23 protein-coding genes, 1 tRNA gene and 1 pseudogene are annotated in these 20,153 nt (G+C 64.2%); 15 read left to right on the top strand and 10 right to left on the bottom strand.

Annotation, left to right across the window (positions count from 1 at the left end; all coding sequences use genetic code 11):
- Positions 1-73: 73 nt before the first annotated feature.
- On the top strand, positions 74-889 hold the full coding sequence (gene hisF / locus EGD98_RS08735; RefSeq protein WP_220587946.1) for an imidazole glycerol phosphate synthase subunit HisF: 816 nt from the start codon (positions 74-76) through the stop codon (positions 887-889).
- On the opposite strand, the gene EGD98_RS08730 is transcribed toward hisF, so the two are convergent.
- Positions 890-1,138: a HalOD1 output domain-containing protein gene (locus EGD98_RS08730; protein WP_220587945.1), complete on the bottom strand. Its 249-nt coding sequence runs from the start codon at positions 1,136-1,138 to the stop codon at positions 890-892.
- A 164-nt stretch (positions 1,139-1,302) separates the two neighbouring features.
- Between EGD98_RS08730 and EGD98_RS08725 the strand changes: the two genes are divergently transcribed.
- Entirely contained in the window at positions 1,303-2,139 is an 837-nt protein-coding gene (locus tag EGD98_RS08725; RefSeq protein WP_220587944.1) for a hypothetical protein, read from the top strand.
- Between the two features lie 68 nt (positions 2,140-2,207).
- Positions 2,208-3,074, top strand: coding sequence for a hypothetical protein (locus tag EGD98_RS08720; protein ID WP_220587943.1), 867 nt, complete (start codon positions 2,208-2,210; stop codon positions 3,072-3,074).
- Here EGD98_RS08720 and EGD98_RS08715 read toward each other — a convergent pair whose 3' ends face one another.
- Entirely contained in the window at positions 3,075-3,359 is a 285-nt protein-coding gene (locus EGD98_RS08715; RefSeq protein WP_220587942.1) for a DNA-directed RNA polymerase subunit L, read from the bottom strand.
- Between the two features lie 124 nt (positions 3,360-3,483).
- Here EGD98_RS08715 and EGD98_RS08710 point away from each other — a divergent pair, with 124 nt between their 5' ends.
- Positions 3,484-3,654: a hypothetical protein gene (locus tag EGD98_RS08710; RefSeq protein WP_220587941.1), complete on the top strand. Its 171-nt coding sequence runs from the start codon at positions 3,484-3,486 to the stop codon at positions 3,652-3,654.
- Positions 3,651-4,628 (top strand): magnesium/cobalt transporter CorA, encoded by a 978-nt coding sequence (gene corA / locus EGD98_RS08705; protein ID WP_220587940.1) that lies wholly within the window; start codon positions 3,651-3,653, stop codon positions 4,626-4,628. Before EGD98_RS08710 ends, corA begins: the two co-directional genes overlap by 4 nt.
- Here the strand turns inward: corA and EGD98_RS08700 are convergent.
- The 6 genes from EGD98_RS08700 to EGD98_RS08675 all read right to left on the bottom strand — a co-directional run bounded on the left by EGD98_RS08700 (position 4,623) and on the right by EGD98_RS08675 (position 9,490).
- Complete coding sequence (locus EGD98_RS08700; RefSeq protein WP_220587939.1) at positions 4,623-5,849, bottom strand: tripartite tricarboxylate transporter permease; 1,227 nt, start codon at positions 5,847-5,849, stop codon at positions 4,623-4,625. The genes corA and EGD98_RS08700 overlap by 6 nt on opposite strands.
- Positions 5,850-5,986: 137 nt before the next feature.
- Positions 5,987-6,334 carry a 50S ribosomal protein P1 gene (rpl12p, locus tag EGD98_RS08695; protein ID WP_220587938.1) on the bottom strand — a complete coding sequence of 116 codons (348 nt, stop codon included), beginning with the start codon at positions 6,332-6,334 and terminating at the stop codon, positions 5,987-5,989.
- 18 nt (positions 6,335-6,352) lie between these two features.
- Entirely contained in the window at positions 6,353-7,393 is a 1,041-nt protein-coding gene (locus EGD98_RS08690; protein ID WP_220587937.1) for a 50S ribosomal protein L10, read from the bottom strand.
- Between the two features lies 1 nt (position 7,394).
- On the bottom strand, positions 7,395-8,033 hold the full coding sequence (locus EGD98_RS08685; protein WP_220587936.1) for a 50S ribosomal protein L1: 639 nt from the start codon (positions 8,031-8,033) through the stop codon (positions 7,395-7,397).
- A gap of 190 nt (positions 8,034-8,223) precedes the next feature.
- On the bottom strand, positions 8,224-8,706 hold the full coding sequence (locus EGD98_RS08680; RefSeq protein ID WP_220587935.1) for a 50S ribosomal protein L11: 483 nt from the start codon (positions 8,704-8,706) through the stop codon (positions 8,224-8,226).
- A gap of 130 nt (positions 8,707-8,836) precedes the next feature.
- Entirely contained in the window at positions 8,837-9,490 is a 654-nt protein-coding gene (locus tag EGD98_RS08675) for a helix-turn-helix domain-containing protein (protein ID WP_236039247.1), read from the bottom strand.
- A gap of 85 nt (positions 9,491-9,575) precedes the next feature.
- Here EGD98_RS08675 and EGD98_RS08670 point away from each other — a divergent pair, with 85 nt between their 5' ends.
- Positions 9,576-10,481, top strand: a complete 906-nt coding sequence (locus tag EGD98_RS08670; RefSeq protein WP_220587934.1) for an alpha/beta fold hydrolase — start codon at positions 9,576-9,578, stop codon at positions 10,479-10,481.
- Between the two features lie 167 nt (positions 10,482-10,648).
- Here EGD98_RS08670 and EGD98_RS08665 read toward each other — a convergent pair whose 3' ends face one another.
- Positions 10,649-10,849 carry a VNG_1110C family protein gene (locus EGD98_RS08665; RefSeq protein ID WP_220587933.1) on the bottom strand — a complete coding sequence of 67 codons (201 nt, stop codon included), beginning with the start codon at positions 10,847-10,849 and terminating at the stop codon, positions 10,649-10,651.
- Positions 10,850-10,984: 135 nt separating this feature from the next.
- On the opposite strand from EGD98_RS08665, the gene EGD98_RS08660 reads away from it, so the two are divergent.
- From EGD98_RS08660 to artA, 6 genes and pseudogenes are all read left to right on the top strand, one after another.
- Positions 10,985-12,094, top strand: coding sequence for an OBG GTPase family GTP-binding protein (locus EGD98_RS08660; RefSeq protein WP_220587932.1), 1,110 nt, complete (start codon positions 10,985-10,987; stop codon positions 12,092-12,094).
- 147 nt (positions 12,095-12,241) lie between these two features.
- Entirely contained in the window at positions 12,242-12,688 is a 447-nt protein-coding gene (locus tag EGD98_RS08655; RefSeq protein WP_220587931.1) for a TIGR04206 family protein, read from the top strand.
- 51 nt (positions 12,689-12,739) lie between these two features.
- On the top strand, positions 12,740-13,492 hold the full coding sequence (locus EGD98_RS08650; protein WP_220587930.1) for a VOC family protein: 753 nt from the start codon (positions 12,740-12,742) through the stop codon (positions 13,490-13,492).
- A 726-nt stretch (positions 13,493-14,218) separates the two neighbouring features.
- Positions 14,219-14,284 (top strand): annotated as a pseudogene (locus EGD98_RS21265) (surface glycoprotein); the annotation flags it as partial.
- 135 nt (positions 14,285-14,419) lie between these two features.
- Positions 14,420-16,498 (top strand): DUF7827 domain-containing protein, encoded by a 2,079-nt coding sequence (locus EGD98_RS21145; protein ID WP_220588063.1) that lies wholly within the window; start codon positions 14,420-14,422, stop codon positions 16,496-16,498.
- 121 nt (positions 16,499-16,619) lie between these two features.
- Complete coding sequence (artA, locus tag EGD98_RS08635) at positions 16,620-17,621, top strand: archaeosortase A (RefSeq protein WP_220587929.1); 1,002 nt, start codon at positions 16,620-16,622, stop codon at positions 17,619-17,621.
- Here the strand turns inward: artA and dph5 are convergent.
- A complete protein-coding gene (dph5, locus tag EGD98_RS08630) occupies positions 17,618-18,388 on the bottom strand; it encodes a diphthine synthase (protein ID WP_220587928.1) in 771 nt (256 codons plus the stop codon). The genes artA and dph5 overlap by 4 nt on opposite strands.
- A 75-nt stretch (positions 18,389-18,463) precedes the next feature.
- On the opposite strand from dph5, the gene EGD98_RS08625 reads away from it, so the two are divergent.
- The 3 genes from EGD98_RS08625 to EGD98_RS08615 all read left to right on the top strand — a co-directional run bounded on the left by EGD98_RS08625 (position 18,464) and on the right by EGD98_RS08615 (position 20,120).
- Positions 18,464-19,444: a class I SAM-dependent methyltransferase gene (locus EGD98_RS08625; RefSeq protein ID WP_220587927.1), complete on the top strand. Its 981-nt coding sequence runs from the start codon at positions 18,464-18,466 to the stop codon at positions 19,442-19,444.
- 76 nt (positions 19,445-19,520) lie between these two features.
- Positions 19,521-19,934: a universal stress protein gene (locus tag EGD98_RS08620; RefSeq protein ID WP_220587926.1), complete on the top strand. Its 414-nt coding sequence runs from the start codon at positions 19,521-19,523 to the stop codon at positions 19,932-19,934.
- Positions 19,935-20,046: 112 nt separating this feature from the next.
- Positions 20,047-20,120: transfer RNA gene (locus EGD98_RS08615), tRNA-Thr, on the top strand.
- Positions 20,121-20,153 lie beyond the last annotated feature (33 nt).

Below are 20,153 nucleotides of genomic sequence, written 5' to 3'. Positions count from 1 at the left end.
CCGGTAAATCGCTACAATATTCCGTATCAGTCGAAACGATGAAACGGCCCTGTAGCGAACCCACGAGTATTCAATGACTCTCACCAAGCGGATAATCCCCTGTATCGACGTCGACGTCGACGAGAACGGGGACGCGGCCGTCTACACCGGCGTGAACTTCGAGGACCTGGAGTACACCGGCGACCCGGTGGAGATGGCAAAGGCCTACAACGAGTCGGGGGCCGACGAGTTCGTCTTTCTGGACATCACCGCCTCGGCGGAGGGCCGCGAGACGATGCTCGAGACCGTCTCGGCCGTTGCCGACGAGGTCTTCATCCCGCTCACGGTCGGCGGTGGCATCCGGACTCGCGACGATATCAAGGAGACGCTGCGGGCCGGCGCGGACAAGGTCTCGATAAATTCGGGCGCTATCGCGAACCCGGACCTCATCGACGAAGGCGCTGCAGCCTTTGGCAGTCAGTGTATCGTCATCTCGCTGGACGCGCGTCGTCGCTTCGACGGGCAGGGCGAGCAGTACGTCGAGGTCGACGGCGAGTCCTGCTGGTTCGAGTGTACCGTCAAGGGCGGCCGCGAGGGCACTGGTCTAGACGCCGTCGAGTGGGCCAAGGAAGCCGAACGCCGCGGCGCCGGGGAGATATTCGTCAACTCCATCGACGCCGACGGCACCAAAGACGGCTACGACATCCCGCTGATGAAAGCGGTCTGTGACGCCGTCTCGACGCCGGTTATCGCTTCCTCTGGCTGTGGTGGCCCAGAGGACATGGAAGAGGTGTTTGTCGACGCCGGCGCCGACGCCGGGCTGGCGGCCTCTATCTTCCACTTCGGCGAGTACTCTATCGCGGAGACCAAACGGTATCTCGACGAGCAGGGGATTCCGGTCCGCCTGTAGTCACTCGGTGATAGTGACCGTCAGGTCGCCGTCGACGGTGACCATATACCCGTTGTAGCGCAGCGTTACCTCGACCGGCGAGCGGCCGCCCCGGTTCGTTCCCTCGAGCAGGGCATCCAGTTCGTCTGGGTCGATAGCGTCGTACAGCGGCGTCTCGAGCTCTAGCGGGTCGACGCCTGCCCGTGCTGCGACCGCTTCGACTACCGCCTGACTGGCTGATTGTGGCTCCCCCATTGACCTGGTTCTCATCTAGTTCCTAGCCACGACAGGTGACAGGATAAGTACACGGGAACATCTCTGCCCGGAGTATTTGCAACAAATGTCTGACGCGAACGATTCGATACGTGCCGGCGACCGCGGCGGGGGCTGCCCACGCCGCGACGCCTTTGTAGCTCGGTCACCTAGAGGTAGTGATGGAATGGCGGTGTGAGTGGTGCGAGAAACCACACGAGGAGAACGACCCGCCCTGTGACAACTGCGGGCACGGCAGCTTCGAGAAGGCGGTTCGTCAGGTCAACCACGAGGTCGTCCCCGGCGGGACCGTCTGGATATGTCAGGACTGTGGCCGGTCCCACCAGCGCAACTCCCCGCCGTGTAAGCGCTGTGGCGGGGCCGACCTCGAACTCCGTGAGGGGCCGCCGGAGACGGACCCCCTGGACGAGATCGGCACCCGCTGGCTCGACGTCCTCGAACCGAAGTACGTCGCCGGCTACGCCGTGGTGGCGCTCCTGCTTGGCGTCCTCTTGCTGTCGGTGGCCGGGCTCATCTCACTGCCGACCCTGGGCGGCCCCGACGGACCGCCGCAGGTGCCCGAGGCGCCGGGCAGTGGGGACAGCGTCGGCGGGCTCTCGCTGGCCGAGGTCGAGGACGCATACGTCGCCGAGCTGAACGAGCGCCGCCAGGCCGAGGGCGCTGGCGTGCTCGACCGGAACGCCACCAGCGACGAGGCCGCCGCCTACTACAACAAGGCGACCGTGGCCGCCGTCGCGGGCGAGGGTGAGCGTCCCGACCGCGAGGCTATCACCCGATTCGCGCTCCCGTGTGACCGACCGACGCTTGTCAGCTACCGGGTCGCGCCCGAGCGGACGGGACAGCCCGTCAGCGAGTTCCAGAACGAGACTGCGCTGGCGACGACGCTGGTCGACAGCTACGTCGAGCGGGGCAACGCGTTCAGTGACGGCGACACCGTCGGCGTCGACGTCCACGTCGCGCCCGACGACACCATCTTCGTCACGTACGTGGTTTGTTGAGTCTGTCGGGGCATGGCCATTGGGTCGGAATGAGTATATTTTTACCGACTATCGGGTACAATTAACGCATGGAATGGCGGTGTAAGTGGTGTGAGAAACCACACGAGGAGAACGACCCGCCCTGTGACAACTGCGGGCACGGGGAGTTCGAGAAGGCGGTGGTGCCAATGTCACCGGAGAATACCGACGATTCGACGCCGCTTGTGTGGGCCTGTACCGAATGCGGTCGGGAACACCAGAAGAACTCACCGCCGTGTAGTCGCTGTGGTAACGCGATGCTGGAACAGCGAGAGGTAGACTACGGTGACGTCGACGAGATGGGTTCTACGGGGTGGGCCGACATCCTCGACCGGAAGTACGTTGCAGGATTCGCCGTGGTCGGCATGCTCGGGCTCGTCCTGGGTCTGGGGATGGTCGGTGTCATCGACCTCCCCGGCATTGGCACACCGCAACCGCCCGACGTTCCCGGCGAGAACGAGTCGATAAATGGCGTCTCGCTGTTCGCTGCGGAGGATGCGTTCGTCGAGACGGTCAACGAGGACCGCGAGGAGTCAGACGTCTCCAGACTCGACCGCCGGGAGACACTCGACCAGATGGCGACCTACTTCAACAAGCGGCAAGTCGAGTCCGTCTACGCCGATGCGGACGAGCCGACGGCGGACGAACTCGACCCGTTCGACCCCGACTGCGGGGGCAGTCGTATCACGATACTGACCGAGACGGTAGACAAGGGGGTCCAACTGGTCGAAGAACCGGACAACGATTACCAGTGGGACGCCCAGTCGGTGGGTAAACTGGTCGACGACTACACCACGATGACAACACTGCAGTCAGTCGCCGACCAGTTGCGTGACAGGGAGACCAGAGAGGCTATCGGCGTCGACATTCACGTCGCCCCGGACGACGATATCTACGTGACTACCGTCTCCTGCTAATCAGGCCGCGGCCTCGAACGCCTCGGTGAGGTTGTCCGCCTTCTCGATGACGCGGTCGGTGCCCGCTTCGAGGGCGTCGAGGGCGTCGACGTCCGACGCCGTCTTGATGGTCAGGACGGGGTCGGTCTGGCCACCGGACTGCTCGGGGTTGACGTCGTAGGTCGCAGCGGTGACGCCTTCGGTCTCCAGCAGCGCCCCTTTGATGACGTTCATGAATGTGTGGTCTTCGCCCGCAATCTCGATAGAGAGCTCCGTCTCCGACTTGTCGATGACGCGCAGGTCCATACCGAAAGCTTCCGGCGCTTGTGCCCATCAACGTGTCGCTTCTCCGCAGGCTCACACTGTGGGCTGGCACAGCTGGAGGGTATCCGGGAGTACGTTTTTATTCCACCACGGCGATTTGGGGCGCATGAACTCCCTGACCGGCCTCGGACTGGGCCTCACCGTCGGCGGGGTGGTCGGCTACCTCCTGGGGGCGACCGTCGCCTACCCCGGCCGAGCGTTCTCCCTGACGGCGGTGATGGTCGGCGTGACGCTGCTGGCGGTCGGACGGTCCGACGCCACGGAGGCGGCCGCGTGATATCGGCGCTGGTCTACGCCGGCGAGGAAGCGGTCGCCTACGACGACCTCACCGAGGCGCGACAGGCCGCCGGGACGACCTGGGTCCACGTCGCCGAGGCGAGCGACGAGGAGGTCTCGGCGGTCCAGTCGGCCTTCGACCTCCACCCGCTCGCCATCGAGGATATGCGCGGCGACGCGCGGGCCAAGACCGAGGAGTTCCGGGAGTACACCTTCGTCCTCCTGAAAGCCATCAGCCTCACCCCCGGCGAAACGACCTTCGAGAAGGAGGTGACGACCAGGCCGGTCGGCATCTTCATCGGTCGGGACTGGGTGGTCACGCTGGGGACCGGCCCGCCGGGGCCGATACAGCGCGTGATGGACGCGGCCGAACGCGGCGACGAGCGACTGCTCCAGCGGGGCCCGGATTTCACTGCCTGTCGTGCAATCGACGTCATCGTCGACGCGTACTTCGACTTGCTCGACGAGATCGAGACCGACATCGAGGAGATAGAGGAGGAAGTGACGGTCTCGACCGACAGCGAGACCATCGAGAAAATAAACGACGTCCGCCGGGACCTGCTCTCCTTCCGCAAGCAGGTGTGGCCGGCCCGCGAGGCCGTCGGCCTGCTGGCACGGGGCGACCCGAAACAGATCCAGCCCCAGACGGAGAAGTACTTCCGGGATATCTACGACCACCTCGTCCAGATTGCCGACCTGACAGAGACCTACCGGGACCTCGTCTCCGGCGCGCGGGACATCTATCTCAACACCGTCTCCCAATCGACCAACGAGGTGATGAAAGTCCTGACCGTCGTCGCGACCATCTTCATCCCGCTGACGTTCGTCGCCGGCATCTACGGGATGAACTTCGCCGGGGGCCCGTACAACATGCCGGAGCTGGGCTGGCGCTTTGGCTACCCCGCGGCGATGCTCGGCATGATTCTGATGGGTGCCATCATGCTGTTGCACTTCCGCCGGCGAGAGTATCTATAGCGCCAGCGGGACCAGCAACACCCCCATGAGCGTCGCCCGCCGACAGCCCGTCGTCGGTGGGAGATGGCCCACCAGCGTCGCGGCGGCGAAGATACCGACCCCGAGCGGGCCGGCGAAGACGGCCGAGAGGACGAGCAGTCCGACGAGCACGCCGACCGACAGCCGGGCCGGGTCCAGTCGTCCGATACGTCTGAGATACCGGTCCCCGAGCCGGGGCACGAGCACGGCGGCGACGACTGCCGAGATGGCGACTGCGGCGACCAACGCGGGCAGTGCGAGCGGGACGCTCGCGCGGTCGAGCGCGACCAGCACACCGGTTCGAGGGTCACCGAAGACGACCAGCGCGAACAGGGCGAAGACCGCCGTCGCCGTGTTGACGCCGCTGGTCGTCACGACGAACGCTCGCGGGCCCCGCTGGGCGGTCAGGCCCAGTGCCAGCGTCGCGGCGACGGCACTGGAGACTCCGGGAAGATACCCCACGACGGCGCCACACAGCGTCCCGACCGTCGCCAGCACAGCGACGGTGCGCCGGGGTGTCGTCACCGCCGCGTCGGCCTGGGGCGGGACGCCCTCACCCTCGATGGCCGCCAGCAACACCGGCGCGCCGAACAGCCCGGAGAACACCGGGACCAGCACGTCCGCGACGGGCAGGGCCCCCGCGACCGGCGCGTCGAGTACCGCGAGCCCGAGGCCGCCGCTCGCTCCCAGCGACATCAGGGCGCCGACTCGGCGGTCCCAGCCCGGCTCCGAGAGCACCAGCAGCCCCGCGATACTGCCAAGCACCAGCGGCAGCTGTGCGGTGACGAGCGGGTAGAGACGGACCATCAGCCACGTGATGGGGACCGAAAGCGGTACCGCAAGCACCACTGCCCCGGCGCTCCCCAGTGCCGAGAGTCGCAGCGCCTCCCGGCCCCGTCCCTCGATTACCAGCCGGTGACTGGGCAGGGCGCCGGCGGCCATCGCCGGGTCGGGGACACCCAGGGCAAGCGCCGGCACCACGTCCAGAAAGGTGTGAGTCACCCCCGCGGCCAGCATCGCCGCGCCGACGTAGACCCGTGGGCCGGGCACCGACCCCGCCGTCGCCGCCAGCAAGAGCGCGAGCGTGTTGGCGTGCAGGCCGGGGACCAGCCCGCTGACGGTCCCCAGGCCGATGCCGCCGGCGATGGCCGCGAGCAGGGCGGCGACGCCGACGGGGTCGGCCGCGAATCTGACCGGGAGCATGGCCGGGGCTGGTCGCCCCTCCGCATATGAATCTCCGTGCGCCCGCGCGCTCGGTCGCCCCACACTGAGGACAGCGCTGGCGCTAACCGGCGGCGTCAAAGAAAGTACTGGTTGGGACGGAGTCCGTTTGCGCCGATTTAACCGAACAGCTCGCCGAGGCCCTCGCCGTCGGCCTCGTCGTCGCCGTCGTCGTCGCCGTCGTCGTCCGCTTCGGCTTCGGCGACCTCTTCCTCGGACGGCTCGTCGTGGTCGGCCTCGTCGTCGCCACCCTCGGCGGGCGCGGCGGCGCCGCCAGCCGCGACCGGTGCGGCGGCAGCCTGCTCGACGGCCTCCTCGATGTCGACGTCTTCGAGGGCGGCCACGAGGGCCTTGACGCGGGACTCCTCGACGGAGACACCGGCGGATTCGAGCACGTTGGTGAGGTTGTCTTCGTTGATTTCTTCGCCCGATTCGTTCAGGATGAGTGCAGCGTAAACGTATTCCATTGTTCTGTGTTGGTGTGGTTAGAACATCTCTCCGAGCGCGTCGCCGGCGTCGTCGTCATCGTCGTCCTCGGCCTCGTCTGTCTCGGCCTCGGCGTCGTCGGCGTCCTCGGAGTCGGTGTCCTCGGTCTGGTCGTCAGCCTGTTCCTCTGTGGCCGCCGGGGCCTCCACGTCCTGGAGTTCCTCGGGCAGCGCGTCCGGGTCGTCGATCTGCGTGGCCAGGGCACGGAGCTGTGCGTCGGCCTTGCTGATGAGATCGGGGACGACCTCGGGGTCCTCGATGGCGGCCGAGAGCGCGAGGCTCTTGGCGTCGCCGGTCGCGGTCTGCAGCATCGTCGGGAGCGTGGTCGCGGTCGGGTACTCGGCGTTGACCGAGAGGTTGAACGCCCCGCTGGCGGCTGCGGCGATGTCGCTCTCGTACTCCTCGACGTCGAGTTCCAGCTCCTCGGGGGCAAACAGCACGCCGTCGGAGAAGACGCCGCGGAGGTCGAGACCGACCTCCTTGGGCTCGATACCGAGCTCGTTGAGGACGTTCGCGAGGTCCTGTGAGACCTCTTCGCCCGCGTCGAGCACGGTCGAATCGGAGAGGACCTGAATGGACCCCTCCTGGATGCGTGCGTCCGCACCGATGGACTGGAGTTCGCCGACGAACGGACCGGGGTCGACGCCGGTGTCGCCCTCGGGCACGACGATGTCGTTCGGGGCGATTTCGCCGGCGCCGATGGGCGCGGGCGTCTTCGAGGCTTCCAGTTCCTGGTACAGCGAGAACGGGTTGCTGTCGGTGCCGATGAGCCCGACCTGGCCGGCGATGTGCTCGGTCAGGTCTTCGAGGCCGTCGTTGACCTCTTCCAGCGCGCGAACGAGCAGGGTGTTCCGGGAGACGCGAAGCTCCGCGGTGCCGTGCAGGTCACGGCGCATATCCTGGAGCTGTCGGGACGGGATCCCGGCGATGTTGACGACGCCGACCGAGTCGTAGGACTCGATCATCTCGACGATGGCGTCGACTTCCTCCTGCTTCCACTGCGGGATGGTCTCTGTCTTGCGCTCGCCTTCGGCGCTCATATCAGGCCACCTCCACGGCGGGGCCCATCGTCGTCTTCACGTAGATGGTGTCGACGTTGAGCGGCCCCTTCTCGAGGTCGGCGTGCAGTCGGCGGACGATGACGTCGATGTTGTCCGAGATGTCCTCGGCGGACATGTCCTCGGCGCCCACTCGGGTGTGGAACGTCCGACGCTCGCCGCTGCGCAGCTGCACGGTGTTTTTCATTCGGTTGACGACCTCGACGACGTCGTCGTCGGGGTCGAGCGGTTCCGGCATCTTCCCGCGCGGACCGAGGACGGTCCCCAGATAGCGACCGATGTCCTGCATCATACCCTTCTCCGCGATGAAGAAGTCAGTGTCATCGGCCAGATCCTTGGCGGCGTCATCGTCGTCGCCAAGCTCTGCGAGTTCGTCCTCGTCGAGTACGTCGTCTGCTGCTTCCTCGGCCCGGAGGGCTGTCTCGCCCTCGGCGAAGACCACAATGGTGGTCTCCTGTCCGGTACCGGATGGAAGAACGACGGACTCGTCGACGCGGTTCGACGGGTCGTTAAGGTCTAAGTCGCGCAGGTTCACGGCGAGGTCGACCGTTTCGCGGAAGTTCCGCTCAGGTGCCTCTTCGAGTGCGCGAGAGACTGCGTTCTCAATTTCCTGGTCTGCCATTGTTCACCTCCGTAGTACGCCAAACGGCTTCTACGGGTCAGTGAAACAGGCGGATGCCTGTCTCGTCGGACAAGAAGCCTATCGGGAACTTAAAGCCGTCGAACCGCCAGTCCGGGTGGCTACGAGGGGCACAGACGTGGCTCACGACCGGAAACAGCGGAGAAAACCGCAGAGTGCGTTCGAGACGCGTTCAGGCGGGCGCTGCAAACTCGTCGTCGTACTCGCCGTCGTCGATGCGCTCCTTGAACTCGCGGGGGTCGTTGCCCTCGATGGTGACACCCAGCGAGGTGCAGGTGCCGACGACTTCCTTGGCGGCGTTTTTCAGGTCGTAGGCGAGCAGGTCGGACTGCTTCTGCTCGGCGATCTGCATGACCTGGTCGACGGTGAGATTCGCCACGAACTCCTCGTGGGGCTCGCCGCTGCCGGTGTCGAAGCCGGCCTCGTCCTTGACGAGTTCGGCCGTCGGCGGGACACCGACCTCTATCTCGAAGCTCCCGTCGTCGTCGTAGTCGACGGTGACAGGGACTTCCGTCCCGTCGAACGCTTCCGTCTGGTCGTTGATGTCCTGCACGACTGCCTGCACGTCCACGGGTGTCGGACCCAGCTCGGGACCGAGGGGCGGGCCAGGATTGGCCTGCCCACCGGGGACGAGCACTTCGATAGTTCCAGCCATGTAGGATGCATCCCTCTCGGCGGTTTAAAGGATTGCGTTTCGGGGGAAGCCGCGTGAGGGCGACACACGATGTGGTGGGGCTACGGACGCGACTGTTCACCGACGCAGGGCTGTCGGGGGCTCTGCAGTTTCAGATAAATTGTCTGACGAGCCGTGCTTGTGCCTTCTGTAGATGGTTCGATGCGGTACTCGTCGCACAGTCGAGACGCTCGGCCACGTCTGCGATATTCCCGGTTCGCGGGTACTCGTAGTACCCTACCTCGGCTGCCGCTCGAAGCGCTTCACGCTGCCGGGCCGTGAGGTCGACTGCAGGAACGCCCGGGCGGGAATCGTACTCGCCGACCTCAGACACCGAGACCGTGATTTCATCGGGAAGGTTCTCGAGAATTTCTGCCAGTTCTGCAGCTTCGCCGCCGACGTCGAAGTCGACTCTCCCCTCGGGGCGGTACGCGAGTGGGGGCAGGATAACCACTGAGGGCTGTTCGAACGCTGCCCGGAAGCGCTGGAAGACTTCCTTCTCGCGCTCCCGAACGTACGCGTAGAACGACCGGTCGTCGACAGGTGTGATATCGCAGTGAACTGTCTCCTCGGCCTCGGCAACGTGTTCTCTGTACACCTCCCGGTCGCCGACGATATAGAACAGGGTATAGATGATGTCGCCCGTTCCCTGCAAGTTCCAGGTCACGAGCCAACTGCGCTCGAGCGCCTGGGAATCTGTCAGGAGTCGCTGCATCGGATGCTGGACCTCCCGTTCGTACTGCAGCGACAGATGGAGGTATTTCATGGCTCCTACAGCGGCTCCCTCGTTTTTAAATGCACTAGACTATCCGACACCAGTCGAATCCGAGTCGCCCCGCAACTGACCGTCGATGGCAACTAAAGCGAGGATTCCAGACACAGATGCAACGTTGCGTGGTTCGGTGGGACTCGAATCCTCCTACCGCGAACTCAACGACGTGCAGTTACACGTCGTCGCTGCGGGTGACCCCGACGACCCACTGGTCGTCCTCCTGCACGGCCACCCCGATTTCTGGTACGGCTGGCGCGACCAGATCGGCCCGCTCGTCGACGCAGGCTACCGCGTGGTCGTTCCGGACCAGCGGGGCTGTAACCTGAGCGACGCGCCCGACGATATCGATGCCTATCGGCTCTCGAATCTGACGGCTGATGTCCGTGCGCTAATCCACGACGAAGGGCAGGAGTCGGCCCACGTCGTCGGGCACGACTTCGGTGGGTTCGTCGCCTGGCACCTCGCGCTCGGGTCCCCATCCATGGTCGATACCCTCGGAATCCTGAACGTCCCCCATCCGACGGTCTACGGCAAGGCACTCCGGTCGAGCCCCCGACAGATGCTTCGGAGCTGGTACGTCTGGTTCTACCAGGTTCCCAGACTCCCAGAATGGCTTCTGGGTCGCAACGACATGGCCAACATGGTCCAGTCACTCGAATACACGTCACACGAGGGGACGTTCGACGATGCGACCATCGAGCGCTACAGGACGGCGTGGCAACACACCGGCGTCGAACCGAGGGTCAACTGGTATCGGGGGTTCCGTCGGTCGGACAGTCCCCAGCGGACCACTGTCACACAGCCGACGCTTATCTGCTGGGGCGAGGACGATATCGCGCTCTCTCCGTCCATGGCTCAACAGAGCGTCGACTACTGCGACGATGGGGAACTCCGGATGTACCCCGACGCGTCACACTGGGTCCACCACGAGCGTCCCGCGGTCACTGAGGAGCTTGTCCGGCATCTAACCGAAAACGGACGGTGAGGTAGTCTCGCTGGTAGCTGTCCAGCCGGTGGTGTGGCACAGGAGTACCGCGAACGAAGTGAGCGGTTTCCCCGGGATCGCCGCTCGCGGCGATTCCGGCCTTTTTCATGAACGTTTTTGCGGTGAGCGGTGCGCGCTCTGCGCGCACCCGAACCGGAAAAAGGTTCTCAGGCGAAGGTAACGCCGTTCATCGCGAGGAAGTCGCCGGCGTCTTTGATTTCGACGGGCGAACCGATGATACGGACCTGCTCCTCCTCGGTCCGTACGGTGACGGTAAAGCGGGTTTCCAGTTCGTCACGGATCCCGTTGAGCGCACCCGCAGGTAACAGAATCTGCGTGCTGTCACGGAATCGGTCCGCGTTCACCATTATCGTTTGCTGGTGGCGGGCGTCGTATAGGTGTGTCGAAATCTTCGGGGATTAACCATGGTAATCAAGGGGGTCATGGAACGGCTCGGCCAGGGAAGAAAGCCTTATTCGGTGTGCGCGGCCGACGTACACACAATGGGGCTCGAAGACGAGATTCAGGAACTCGAAGACGAAATCGCCAGTACGCCCTACAACAAGTCGACAGAGGCGCATATCGGTCGACTGAAGTCCAAGCTCGCGGAGAAAAAGGAGAAGTTAGAACAGCAGTCCGGCTCGGGTGGGGGCGGCGGCTACGGCGTCGAGAAACACGGCGACGCCACCGTCGCCCTGGTCGGCTTCCCGAGCGTCGGGAAGTCCACGCTGTTGAACGCGCTGACGAACGCCGAATCGGAGACGGGGGCCTACGAGTTCACGACGCTGGACGTCTACCCGGGGATGCTCAAACACAAGGGGGCGAACATCCAGATTCTCGACGTGCCGGGGCTCATCGAGGGCGCTGCGGGCGGACGCGGTGGTGGTCAGGAGGTGCTGTCGGTCGTCCGCACCGCCGACCTCATCGTCTTCATGGTCTCTGTCTTCGACATCGACCAGTACGACCGCCTGAGCGAGGAGCTGTACCAGAACAAGATTCGCCTGGACGCAGAGCCGCCGCGGGTCAACATCCGGAAGAAGGGTAAAGACGGCCTCTCGATAAACAAGGCCGCCGACCTCGAACTGGAGGAGGAGACCATCAAGGGCGTCCTGCGCGAGCACGGCTACGTCAACGCCGACGTCACCATCGGCGAGTCCGTCGACATCGACCGGCTCGTCGACGGCGTGATGGACAACCGGGTCTATCTGCCCTCCATCGTCGTGGTCAACAAGGCCGACCTCATCGAGCCCGACTATCTCCCGACCGTGGAGGCGGAGCTCGAAGAGCGCGATATCGACCCCGACGACGCCATCTTCATCAGCGCCGAGAAGGAGAAGGGGCTGGACGGACTCGTCGAGCGAATCTGGAACGAACTCGGGCTCATCCGTATCTACATGGACAAGCCGGGTCGGGGCGTCGACCGGGAAGAGCCCCTTATTCTCCGGGAAGGCGCTACCGTCGACGACGCCTGCGAGAAACTGGGCGGGAGCTTCGACGACCGGTTCCGCTTCGCCCGTGTCACCGGTCCGAGCGCGAAACACGACGAACAGCAGGTCGGTCGGGACCACGAACTGGCCGACGAGGACGTGCTCCGTATCATCGCCCGGCGGTAACGAATTCGCGGTCTCCCGCGTACGCGCGTGACTACTCTCCCGTACAATGCCGGCTGTACGTTCGCAAAGATATTCCCCACCCTCGGTGGCGAATTCGTCTGTTTGGGACAGCCGGCAGTATTAGTGTCTCCAGTCCTCCGGTCCGGTATGGTCGCTGACTCGCGGCGTCGCCTCGTCGTCGTCGCCCTGCTGGGACTGTTCCCGTGGACAGTGCTGGTCATCGGGAGTGAGCTGACGCTGGTGTTCCCGGCCGGGCTGGTCAACACGAACCCGCCTTCGTTCGTCTCGATATACGACTTCTTCTTCAGATTCACCGACCGGGTGCCATCGTTCATCCAGTCGTGGCGGACGGGCGTCCTGCTGTATCTGCTCGCGCTCGCGAGTGCAGTCTCCGGTGTGGTCTGGCGCGAGGACCCCCGCATCACCGCGCTGGCGCTCGTCGGTGCGGCGCTCTCACAGGTCAGCGTCTTCCTCGGCTTCAACAGGCGGCCGGGCTACGTCGCCCTCCCCGTCGGCACGGTCGTGATTCTGGCGGCGGTCTGGTGGTACTACTGGCCGCTGTTCACTACCGATGGGACGACGGACGACGACTGACTGACAGGTGCTGTCGGTACGTTTTTCGCCGTTCGGGCCGACCGTTCGACCATGCTGACACTCGACCATACGATGATGCGTGTCGAAGACCTCGAAGCGTCTCTGGACTGGTATCAGGACTACCTCGACTACGAGGAGAAGGGCCGCTGGGAGGCCGACACGTTCACGAACGTCTTCCTCGGCCCCGAAGACGTCCACGAGGAGGGCGCGCTGCTCGAACTGACGTACAATCACGACGGGCGCTCGTACACGCACGGGGACGCGTGGGGCCACATCGCTGTCCGGGTCGAGGACGTCTACGACGCCTACGAGGAGCTGATGGACGCCGGCGTCGAGGACTACCGCGACCCCGACTCCTGTGGCGGCTCGTATGCCTTCGTCAAGGACCCTGACGGCCACGAAGTCGAAATCGTCGAGCGCGACCACGGCGCGAAGTGGAGCCTCGACCACACCATGCTGCGGGTGGAAGACGCCGACCAGGCTATCGGCTGGTACACCCGGAAACTGGACTACGAGATGTTCCGCCGTTCCGAGCACTCCTCTTTTGCGCTGTACTTCCTGAAGCCTCGCGACGCCGCCGACGAGGCGATGTCGGTTGAGCTGACCTACAACTACGACGGCCGCAGCTACGACATGGGCGACGCCTGGGGCCACGTCGCGGTTCGCACCGAGGATCTCAACGACACGTGGGAGGCGCTCATGCAGCGCAACGCCGAGGACTACCGCGACCCCGAGAGCTGTGACGACCGCTACGCGTTTACGAAGACCCCCCAGGGTCACGAAGTCGAGATTGTTAGGGAGTAGGGAGATACCGACCAGCGGGAGGTATCTCCGATTGCGAGCAGAGAGGGACCGGAGGTCCCTCGGGCAGTCGGGCGGCACAGCCGCCCGACGACGGAGAACAGCGTGGCCCGCAAGCAGTAGCGAGGTCGCCCAGAGCGACGACCTCGAGTCGATGGGGCGAACGAAGTGAGCCCCAGAGTAGTAGCGAGATTTTTCGCCTTGCGAGAAATCTCGAACCGGAGCGGTGACCGCAGGGAACCGCGGAGGAGTAGCGAGATTTAGCGACCAGTGGCAGGGGCCTGCCCACCGTTTTCGTACCAGCACCGACGGAGAGTAAACGACGCTATGCCGTGCACGCTATGGGAACAACTAGTATGTACCCTGAAGCTGCTCTGTGACCGCTCGGTTTGCCAGTGGCCGCCAGCGCCCGCCTAGCGGTGGAAATCTGCCTTCACCTTGGTACTTGAACCCACGCCGTCAGACGGGCGTATGACATATATTTGATGGTAGCCACAAAGGCCTTATACTGGCACAGGAGCGGCTCTATGCCTGGAATTCGGGTGTGGGGGACTATGTCATCCCACACCCTTGACCACAAAGCATTTATAACATCCGACGTAGGTTACATCCGTACCCCTACCCATGGCGCCAGAAGTGAGTACACCGGTTCGGTCTATGCGTGGTCGCGGTGACCACGTCCCGACCACGTGGAAAACGGCTGACGCCGCCCGATAGCAACCAACAACTATGACAAACAATACAGACAAGATTCGTAGCCTGATCCTGGCTGCGCTGATGGTTTTCTCGGTTTTCGCCGGGACCGTCGCGCTTTCCGGGAGTGCCGCTGCGCAAACAGGAAATATCTCTGCTGATAGTGAACCTCTGACAACCGGAGGTTCGTACTACGCCGGGCAGAGCGTCGGAGTAACGGGCCTATCAGACAACACCGTGTATCGCGTCCGAGAACTGAACGATGACGATGAGCCGGGCACTCTGCGCCGCTCGATCAACTCGGAAGGTGACAACACAATCGAATTCGATCTGGACGGTCAGCTCTCCGAGGGCGACTTCGTCATCGTCAACCCGAGTGGCCAGCCGATAAACGTTGGGCCGAATGGCTTCGGGACGGTCTCCTCGCTGGCTCCCGACGGTAGCGTCAACACGTCGGACCAGTTCGAGGTCGTCACGATGGACCTCTCCGCCGAGTTCGAAGATTCCTCGGTCGGTAACGACGGCGGCTCCACCGACGTCGACTACGAGGTCACCTCCGACATCCGAGCAGATGACTACTCGGTCAACATCAGCGCTGAAGGCCTCGACACTGACGAGCTCGGGGATATCTTCCAGAACGCGAACATCGTTACGACCTACGAGGATGAAGACATCATCGAAGTCACCCAGAGTGGTAGTGGCACCGCTGATGGGACCTTCGACCTCAACTTCACCGACATCAACGCTGACACGTACACGTTCGAAGCGAACGTGACGGACACTGACGCATCCGACACTGACACCATCGAAGTTACCGATACCGGCTCCGCAGAGGCCGACTTCGGTGACAACGTCTTCGTGGAACAGCGCGGTGACATCGCGAACATCACCGTCGAGCTGTCCAACACGGACGAGGCGACGATCCAGATTGGTCAGGATTCCAACGGCTACGCTGCCGTTGCCGAAGTCACGGACGATGACGAGGACGGCGTCGCGTACGTCGAATTCAACACCTTCACCGCTGGCCACTACGACGAGCGAGCTGAAGTCGTAACCGGCGGCGACGACGACACGGACGTCAGTGTGACGTCCTCTTCGAACCTCACCGGTAACGGCTACTACGGCGGGGACATCCTCGACGCGACCAGCTACGACATGTTCGTCACCGAGGGCTTCGTCAGCTCGGTCGACAGCGAAAACGCTGACGCCCGCGCAACGCTCCAGCTGAGCGAAGCATCCGTCGACAGCACGCAGATCTGGACGGCACCCGAAGACACCTACGACGACCTCGCTGACGAGGACGCCGAGGACATCGGTGCCTACACCGGCACCAACCTCACGCAGACCGACACCGTCGCAGCAGGCGACACGGTCGTCGTGCAGGTTCAGGGCTCCGGTTTCGAGGGCGCTCTCGAGAACCGTGGCGGCATCCTCACCAATGCCGATGCGACTACAATCTACGGTAACATCTCCGAGCAGAACGACAGCACCATCCCGGCCGGACTGAAGTTCGAGTCCGAGCCGATCCCGAACGTTGACGAGCCTGCGCTTGACATCGGTCAGCTCGGCTCGAACAACTACTCCGTCATCTACGACGAGGCGAACGACCAGCACTTCGTCGTGGTCGACAGCACCGCGATGGTCGACACGTTCGAGAGCACCACTCCGTACGACTTCGACGACGGTGACCTGTTCACCGCGAACTTCACCGCCTACGAGAACAGCGATCTCGTGGACGACGACGTTTCGGTCACAGGTGACTTCAACGTCGAAGACGCCGAGGCTGAACTCGACACCAACGAGGACGACGAGATCGTCCTCCAGGCCGCATCTGGTCAGGAAGTGACCGGCGAGACGAACCTCGCACCCGGCACCGAGCTCGAACTCGAGCTCGACAGCGACACGAGCGGCGATCCGTTCGTGAAGCGGCCCGAAGCGGTCGTCCAGGAGGACGGCACCTTCACCGCTGTCGCTGACTTCAGCGAGAACAGCGCTGGCTCCGAGTTCACCGCGAGCATCATCGCTGTCTCCGGCGACGAATACGACGGCCGACTCGTCGACGGTCCGGTCGACCCGGGCACGGAAACGCCTGGCACGGACACGCAGGACACGCCTGAGCCGACGGACACGGCAACGGCAACCGACACGCCTGAGCCGATGACGGACACGGCAACGGCAACCGACACGGCAACCGAGACTGCCGACGAAGCGACCGAGACCGGCACCAGCGGTGGTAGCGGGCCTGGCTTCACGGCCGCACTCGCTCTCATCGCGCTCGTCGCTGCTGCGCTGCTCGCAGTCCGACGCAACAACTAACGGGACCGCCCCGTCCTTGACTTTCGAACTTTTTTGCGTGCTCACCCAGTAGCGGCTGCGCTGTGCGCTCACCGCACACCTAAGGATAAAGCATTTAGGCCGGATTGGCAAAGATAACACAATGTCTCTCCCCGTACTTCAGTCGACCATCTCCGCTGGCGGGGTAACCTTTGACCCGCTCGTCTGGTCGGAACCGCTGATGTGGGTTGTCCTCGCGGCGTTTCTGGGTAGTGCTGTCGTGGCCCGGTACGACGTGGAGTGGGCCCGCCGGGTTGCCGTGGCGGGCTGGGTGGCCTTCGGGGCGTTCTGGCTGGTTCTCATCCCGCATTTCACGCTGACACAGAAGAGCTTCATCGAGGGCATCGGGAGTTTCGCGGCGGTGCCGCTGTCGGTCTGGGCGGGCTATCACCTGTATCAGGGCCGGGACTCGCTGTTCGTGCTCACGCGAGCGGTGGGGCTGATGGGGCTGGTGTACGTCCCCTTCCTCACCATCGGCCCGTTGCGCCAGGCCATCGTCGAATCCGTCGCTGACCAGACGGCGTTCCTGCTGTCGCTGCTGGGGGTCGACCCACTCCTCGTCGACGGGCTGTCGTACAACGGCGTTCCGATAGTCGATAAACCGTATCCTCACAGGAGCACGTTCTGGTTCGAGGGGAACTCCCAGCCGATAACGTACACGATAATCCTGGCCTGTACCGGCATCGGTAGCATCGCCATCTTCGTGGGCGGTATCCTGTCCGTCGCGGCGCCGTGGCGGCGGAAGCTCCGCGCGCTGGCGATGACGGTGTCGGTCATCTACGTGTTGAATCTGGTCCGAAACGTGTTCATCGCCGTCTCATTTGGCGAGCAGCGTATGCAGATATTCCCGAACCTTGTGATGACGCTGTTCAGCGTCGAGGACCCCCAGATGGTGTCGTACTACGTCGCGGACCGCATCCTCGCACAGACGGGGTCGGTCATCGCCCTCGTCGCGATTACGTACTTCCTGGTCAAAGAACTCCCGGAGGTGACCGTGCTGGTCGAGGACCTCCTCTTCCTGGTGACGGGAACCGAATACGACCTGACGGCGGCGCTCGACCAGAGCGGTGAACCGGAGGACGTCGCGACCCCGAGCGACGACTAGTCGTCGGCGATAGCCGAAAGCGCCTCGTCTTCTATCGGATGGAGCTGTGCAGGTATCACCAGCAGATGGAGCGGGTCGCCGAAGTCTCGTTTTGCGAGCGCCGACAGTGTGTCGGCGGCGACCAGCGGGTCGGGGCTCCCGGCGCGGGCAACGACGACGGCCAGCTGGTCGGGAAACTCAGCGGCGAGCAGTTCGGCAGCCTGGTCGGCAGTCATGTAGGTGTCGTCGCTCTCGGCCCAGTGTGGGTCGTCGACCTTGATGTCGAGATAGACGAGCGTGTGGAGGTCACGCGCCCGGTTGTCTTCGATAGTTGCGACGACGCTGTCCGGGACGCCGTCCCCCCCGTGGGCTTTCTCGAACGGGAGGGTCGTGGCCTTCCCGAAGCGGTAGTTCTGGAGCCCGGTGAGCGAGCCGGCTGCCGTCTGAGCGGTGGTGCCGTGGACGATTCGGGTCTCGATGCCGCGCTCTTCGGCACGGATGCGCAGGTCGGTGTGGGTCGTCGAGACCATCGTATCCCCGGCGGTGAGGAAGACGACGTTATCGCCCTGTGCGGCGTCGAGAACTGGCTCGGGGTCCTGTTCGACGCCGGCGCGGTCACGGACCTCGATGTCGGTGTCGTGGAACGCTTCCAGTGTCTCGAGGTCCGTCCCGACGAGGCGGCTGGTGTAGAACTCCGCGAAGACGCGGTCCGCGTCGCTGATAGCGTCGCGCCCTTCGATGGTGACCGAGCGTTCGTCGTAGAGGCCGAGACCGACGAAAGTGAGCATACCCCCCGTCGGTCGGCCCGGGGGATAAAGGACGCGAAGCGTCAGGCTTACCGCTACCGACGGGGGAGAGAGCGCATGGGCGTTCCCTGCGTTCGCGTGCCAGTCACGGATGGCGAGGCGACTCGCCAGCGATTGGCCGAGGCGGATGCCATCGACGACGGCTACGATATCACTGTCGAGGAGGAGGTGCTGTACGTTCCAGTGACGGACCCCACTCTGGTGCCGGACAGCTTCGACGTCGTGGAGTTCGACGCGCCGGTCCGGGAGGGCCAGACGATGCCGGCCGACGAACTGGGCTTTGCGCCGAGCTACGAACGGCTCGGGGACCTGGTCATCATCGACGAGGACGACCCCGAGCGAGCCCAGCGAATCGCAGACGCCATCGTAGCGTCGGACCTGCCCGTCGAGGGGGTGTTGAACCGTGCCTCGAAGATCAAGGGGACCGAGCGGGTCCGCGACTGGGAGATTCTGGCCGGTGATACCACCGAAGCCGTCCACCGGGAGTACGGCTGTGCGTTCGAACTCGACCTCGCCGAGGTGTACTTCTCGCCGCGGCTGGCGACCGAGCGCCACCGCGTGGTCGAGCAGGTCCGCGAGGGCGAGCAGGCGTTCGATATGTTCGCCGGTGTCGGCCCCTTCGTCGTGCCGTTCGCAAAGCGCGGTGGGACCTGCGTCGGAACGGACATCAACGAGCGGGCTATCGAGTATCTCCGGGACAATGCAGCGCGCAACGGTGTCGCGGACCGCATCACAGCCCTCTGTGGCGACGTGCGAGAGCTCGCGGCCGACTACGAGGGGTGGGCCGACCGTATCGTGATGAACCTGCCACACAGCGCCGACGAGTTTCTGGCGACGGCGGTCGAGCTGGCCGGCGACGACTGCACGATACACTACTACGACATCCAGCCCGACACGGACCCGTTCGGACCGGGCGAGCGGGCGATACGGTCGGCGGCGGAGCCCGACTACGAGGTGACGGTCGAGACCCGCCGGACCGTCCGGTCGTACGCCCCCGGCGAGCACAACGTCGTCATCGACGCCCGATTACGGCGGTGACGCACGGAGTGGCAAAAGTTACGGGGTCCCCCATTGAATTTTCAGTCAACGGGACCAGACGGTCCCCTCCATTACCATGTACCGGATACTCGTCCCAGTCGATACGGACCCGGACCGAGCCCGCGGGCAGGCCGCCTTCGTCGAGGACCTGCCGACAGACGCGGCGAACATCGAGGTCATCGTCACTCACGCGCTGCCGCCGGATGACGTCAAGGACCCGGACGACCCTGAGGGTCTCGAAGAGGTCGAGACTGTCACGCTCGCGCGGGACTACCTCGAAGAGCGCGGCTACGACGTGACCCTCGCAACGGCTCGTCTTCCGCCGGCCGACGGGATCCTCGATCTGGCAGAAGACCACGAGGCCGACCACATCGTCATGGGGTCGCGAAAGCGTTCCCCGACCGGCAAGGTCATCTTCGGCAGCGTCTCCCAGCAGGTCCTGCTGGAATCGCCCGTGCCGGTCACCATCGTCGGCACGAAACCAGCTTGACAACGGCAGCGATTCGCAATCCTTATTGCGGTTATCGGCACTACCCTGTACTGTCGAGTGGCACACTGTAGACGTGCTGTCGCAACGCGTGCTTGGTCGAGTGTGCCATCGCGCCGGTGTAGCTCAGACTGGCAGAGCGAATCCTTCGTAAGGATTAGGCCGAGGGTTCAAATCCCTCCACCGGCTTGGACCGTTTCCTTCACATCCCCCATACACCTT

Origin of the sequence: Haloarcula salinisoli (assembly GCF_019599405.1) — an archaeon.
GTDB lineage: Archaea > Halobacteriota > Halobacteria > Halobacteriales > Haloarculaceae > Haloarcula > Haloarcula salinisoli.
Note: the sequence above shows the minus strand (reverse complement) of the source record. Positions and strands in the feature narration are given on the sequence as shown.

Excerpts from the sequence above, each read along its gene's own strand:
- EGD98_RS08660 (WP_220587932.1), top strand. The coding sequence starts at position 10,985 with ATGGGGCTCGAAGACGAGATTCAGGAACTCGAAGACGAAATCGCCAGT.
- EGD98_RS08620 (WP_220587926.1), top strand. The coding sequence starts at position 19,521 with ATGTACCGGATACTCGTCCCAGTCGATACGGACCCGGACCGAGCCCGC.
- EGD98_RS08690 (WP_220587937.1), bottom strand. The coding sequence starts at position 7,393 with ATGAGCGCCGAAGGCGAGCGCAAGACAGAGACCATCCCGCAGTGGAAG.
- EGD98_RS08700 (WP_220587939.1), bottom strand. The coding sequence starts at position 5,849 with ATGCTCCCGGTCAGATTCGCGGCCGACCCCGTCGGCGTCGCCGCCCTG.
- EGD98_RS08680 (WP_220587935.1), bottom strand. The coding sequence starts at position 8,706 with ATGGCTGGAACTATCGAAGTGCTCGTCCCCGGTGGGCAGGCCAATCCT.
- EGD98_RS08710 (WP_220587941.1), top strand. The coding sequence starts at position 3,484 with ATGAACTCCCTGACCGGCCTCGGACTGGGCCTCACCGTCGGCGGGGTG.
- dph5 (WP_220587928.1), bottom strand. The coding sequence starts at position 18,388 with ATGCTCACTTTCGTCGGTCTCGGCCTCTACGACGAACGCTCGGTCACC.
- EGD98_RS08720 (WP_220587943.1), top strand. The coding sequence starts at position 2,208 with ATGGAATGGCGGTGTAAGTGGTGTGAGAAACCACACGAGGAGAACGAC.
- EGD98_RS08650 (WP_220587930.1), top strand. The coding sequence starts at position 12,740 with ATGCTGACACTCGACCATACGATGATGCGTGTCGAAGACCTCGAAGCG.
- EGD98_RS08715 (WP_220587942.1), bottom strand. The coding sequence starts at position 3,359 with ATGGACCTGCGCGTCATCGACAAGTCGGAGACGGAGCTCTCTATCGAG.
- EGD98_RS08725 (WP_220587944.1), top strand. The coding sequence starts at position 1,303 with ATGGAATGGCGGTGTGAGTGGTGCGAGAAACCACACGAGGAGAACGAC.
- rpl12p (WP_220587938.1), bottom strand. The coding sequence starts at position 6,334 with ATGGAATACGTTTACGCTGCACTCATCCTGAACGAATCGGGCGAAGAA.
- hisF (WP_220587946.1), top strand. The coding sequence starts at position 74 with ATGACTCTCACCAAGCGGATAATCCCCTGTATCGACGTCGACGTCGAC.
- EGD98_RS08730 (WP_220587945.1), bottom strand. The coding sequence starts at position 1,138 with ATGAGAACCAGGTCAATGGGGGAGCCACAATCAGCCAGTCAGGCGGTA.
- artA (WP_220587929.1), top strand. The coding sequence starts at position 16,620 with ATGTCTCTCCCCGTACTTCAGTCGACCATCTCCGCTGGCGGGGTAACC.
- EGD98_RS08675 (WP_236039247.1), bottom strand. The coding sequence starts at position 9,490 with ATGAAATACCTCCATCTGTCGCTGCAGTACGAACGGGAGGTCCAGCAT.
- EGD98_RS08685 (WP_220587936.1), bottom strand. The coding sequence starts at position 8,033 with ATGGCAGACCAGGAAATTGAGAACGCAGTCTCTCGCGCACTCGAAGAG.
- EGD98_RS08625 (WP_220587927.1), top strand. The coding sequence starts at position 18,464 with ATGGGCGTTCCCTGCGTTCGCGTGCCAGTCACGGATGGCGAGGCGACT.
- EGD98_RS08670 (WP_220587934.1), top strand. The coding sequence starts at position 9,576 with ATGGCAACTAAAGCGAGGATTCCAGACACAGATGCAACGTTGCGTGGT.
- EGD98_RS08655 (WP_220587931.1), top strand. The coding sequence starts at position 12,242 with ATGGTCGCTGACTCGCGGCGTCGCCTCGTCGTCGTCGCCCTGCTGGGA.
- EGD98_RS08665 (WP_220587933.1), bottom strand. The coding sequence starts at position 10,849 with ATGGTGAACGCGGACCGATTCCGTGACAGCACGCAGATTCTGTTACCT.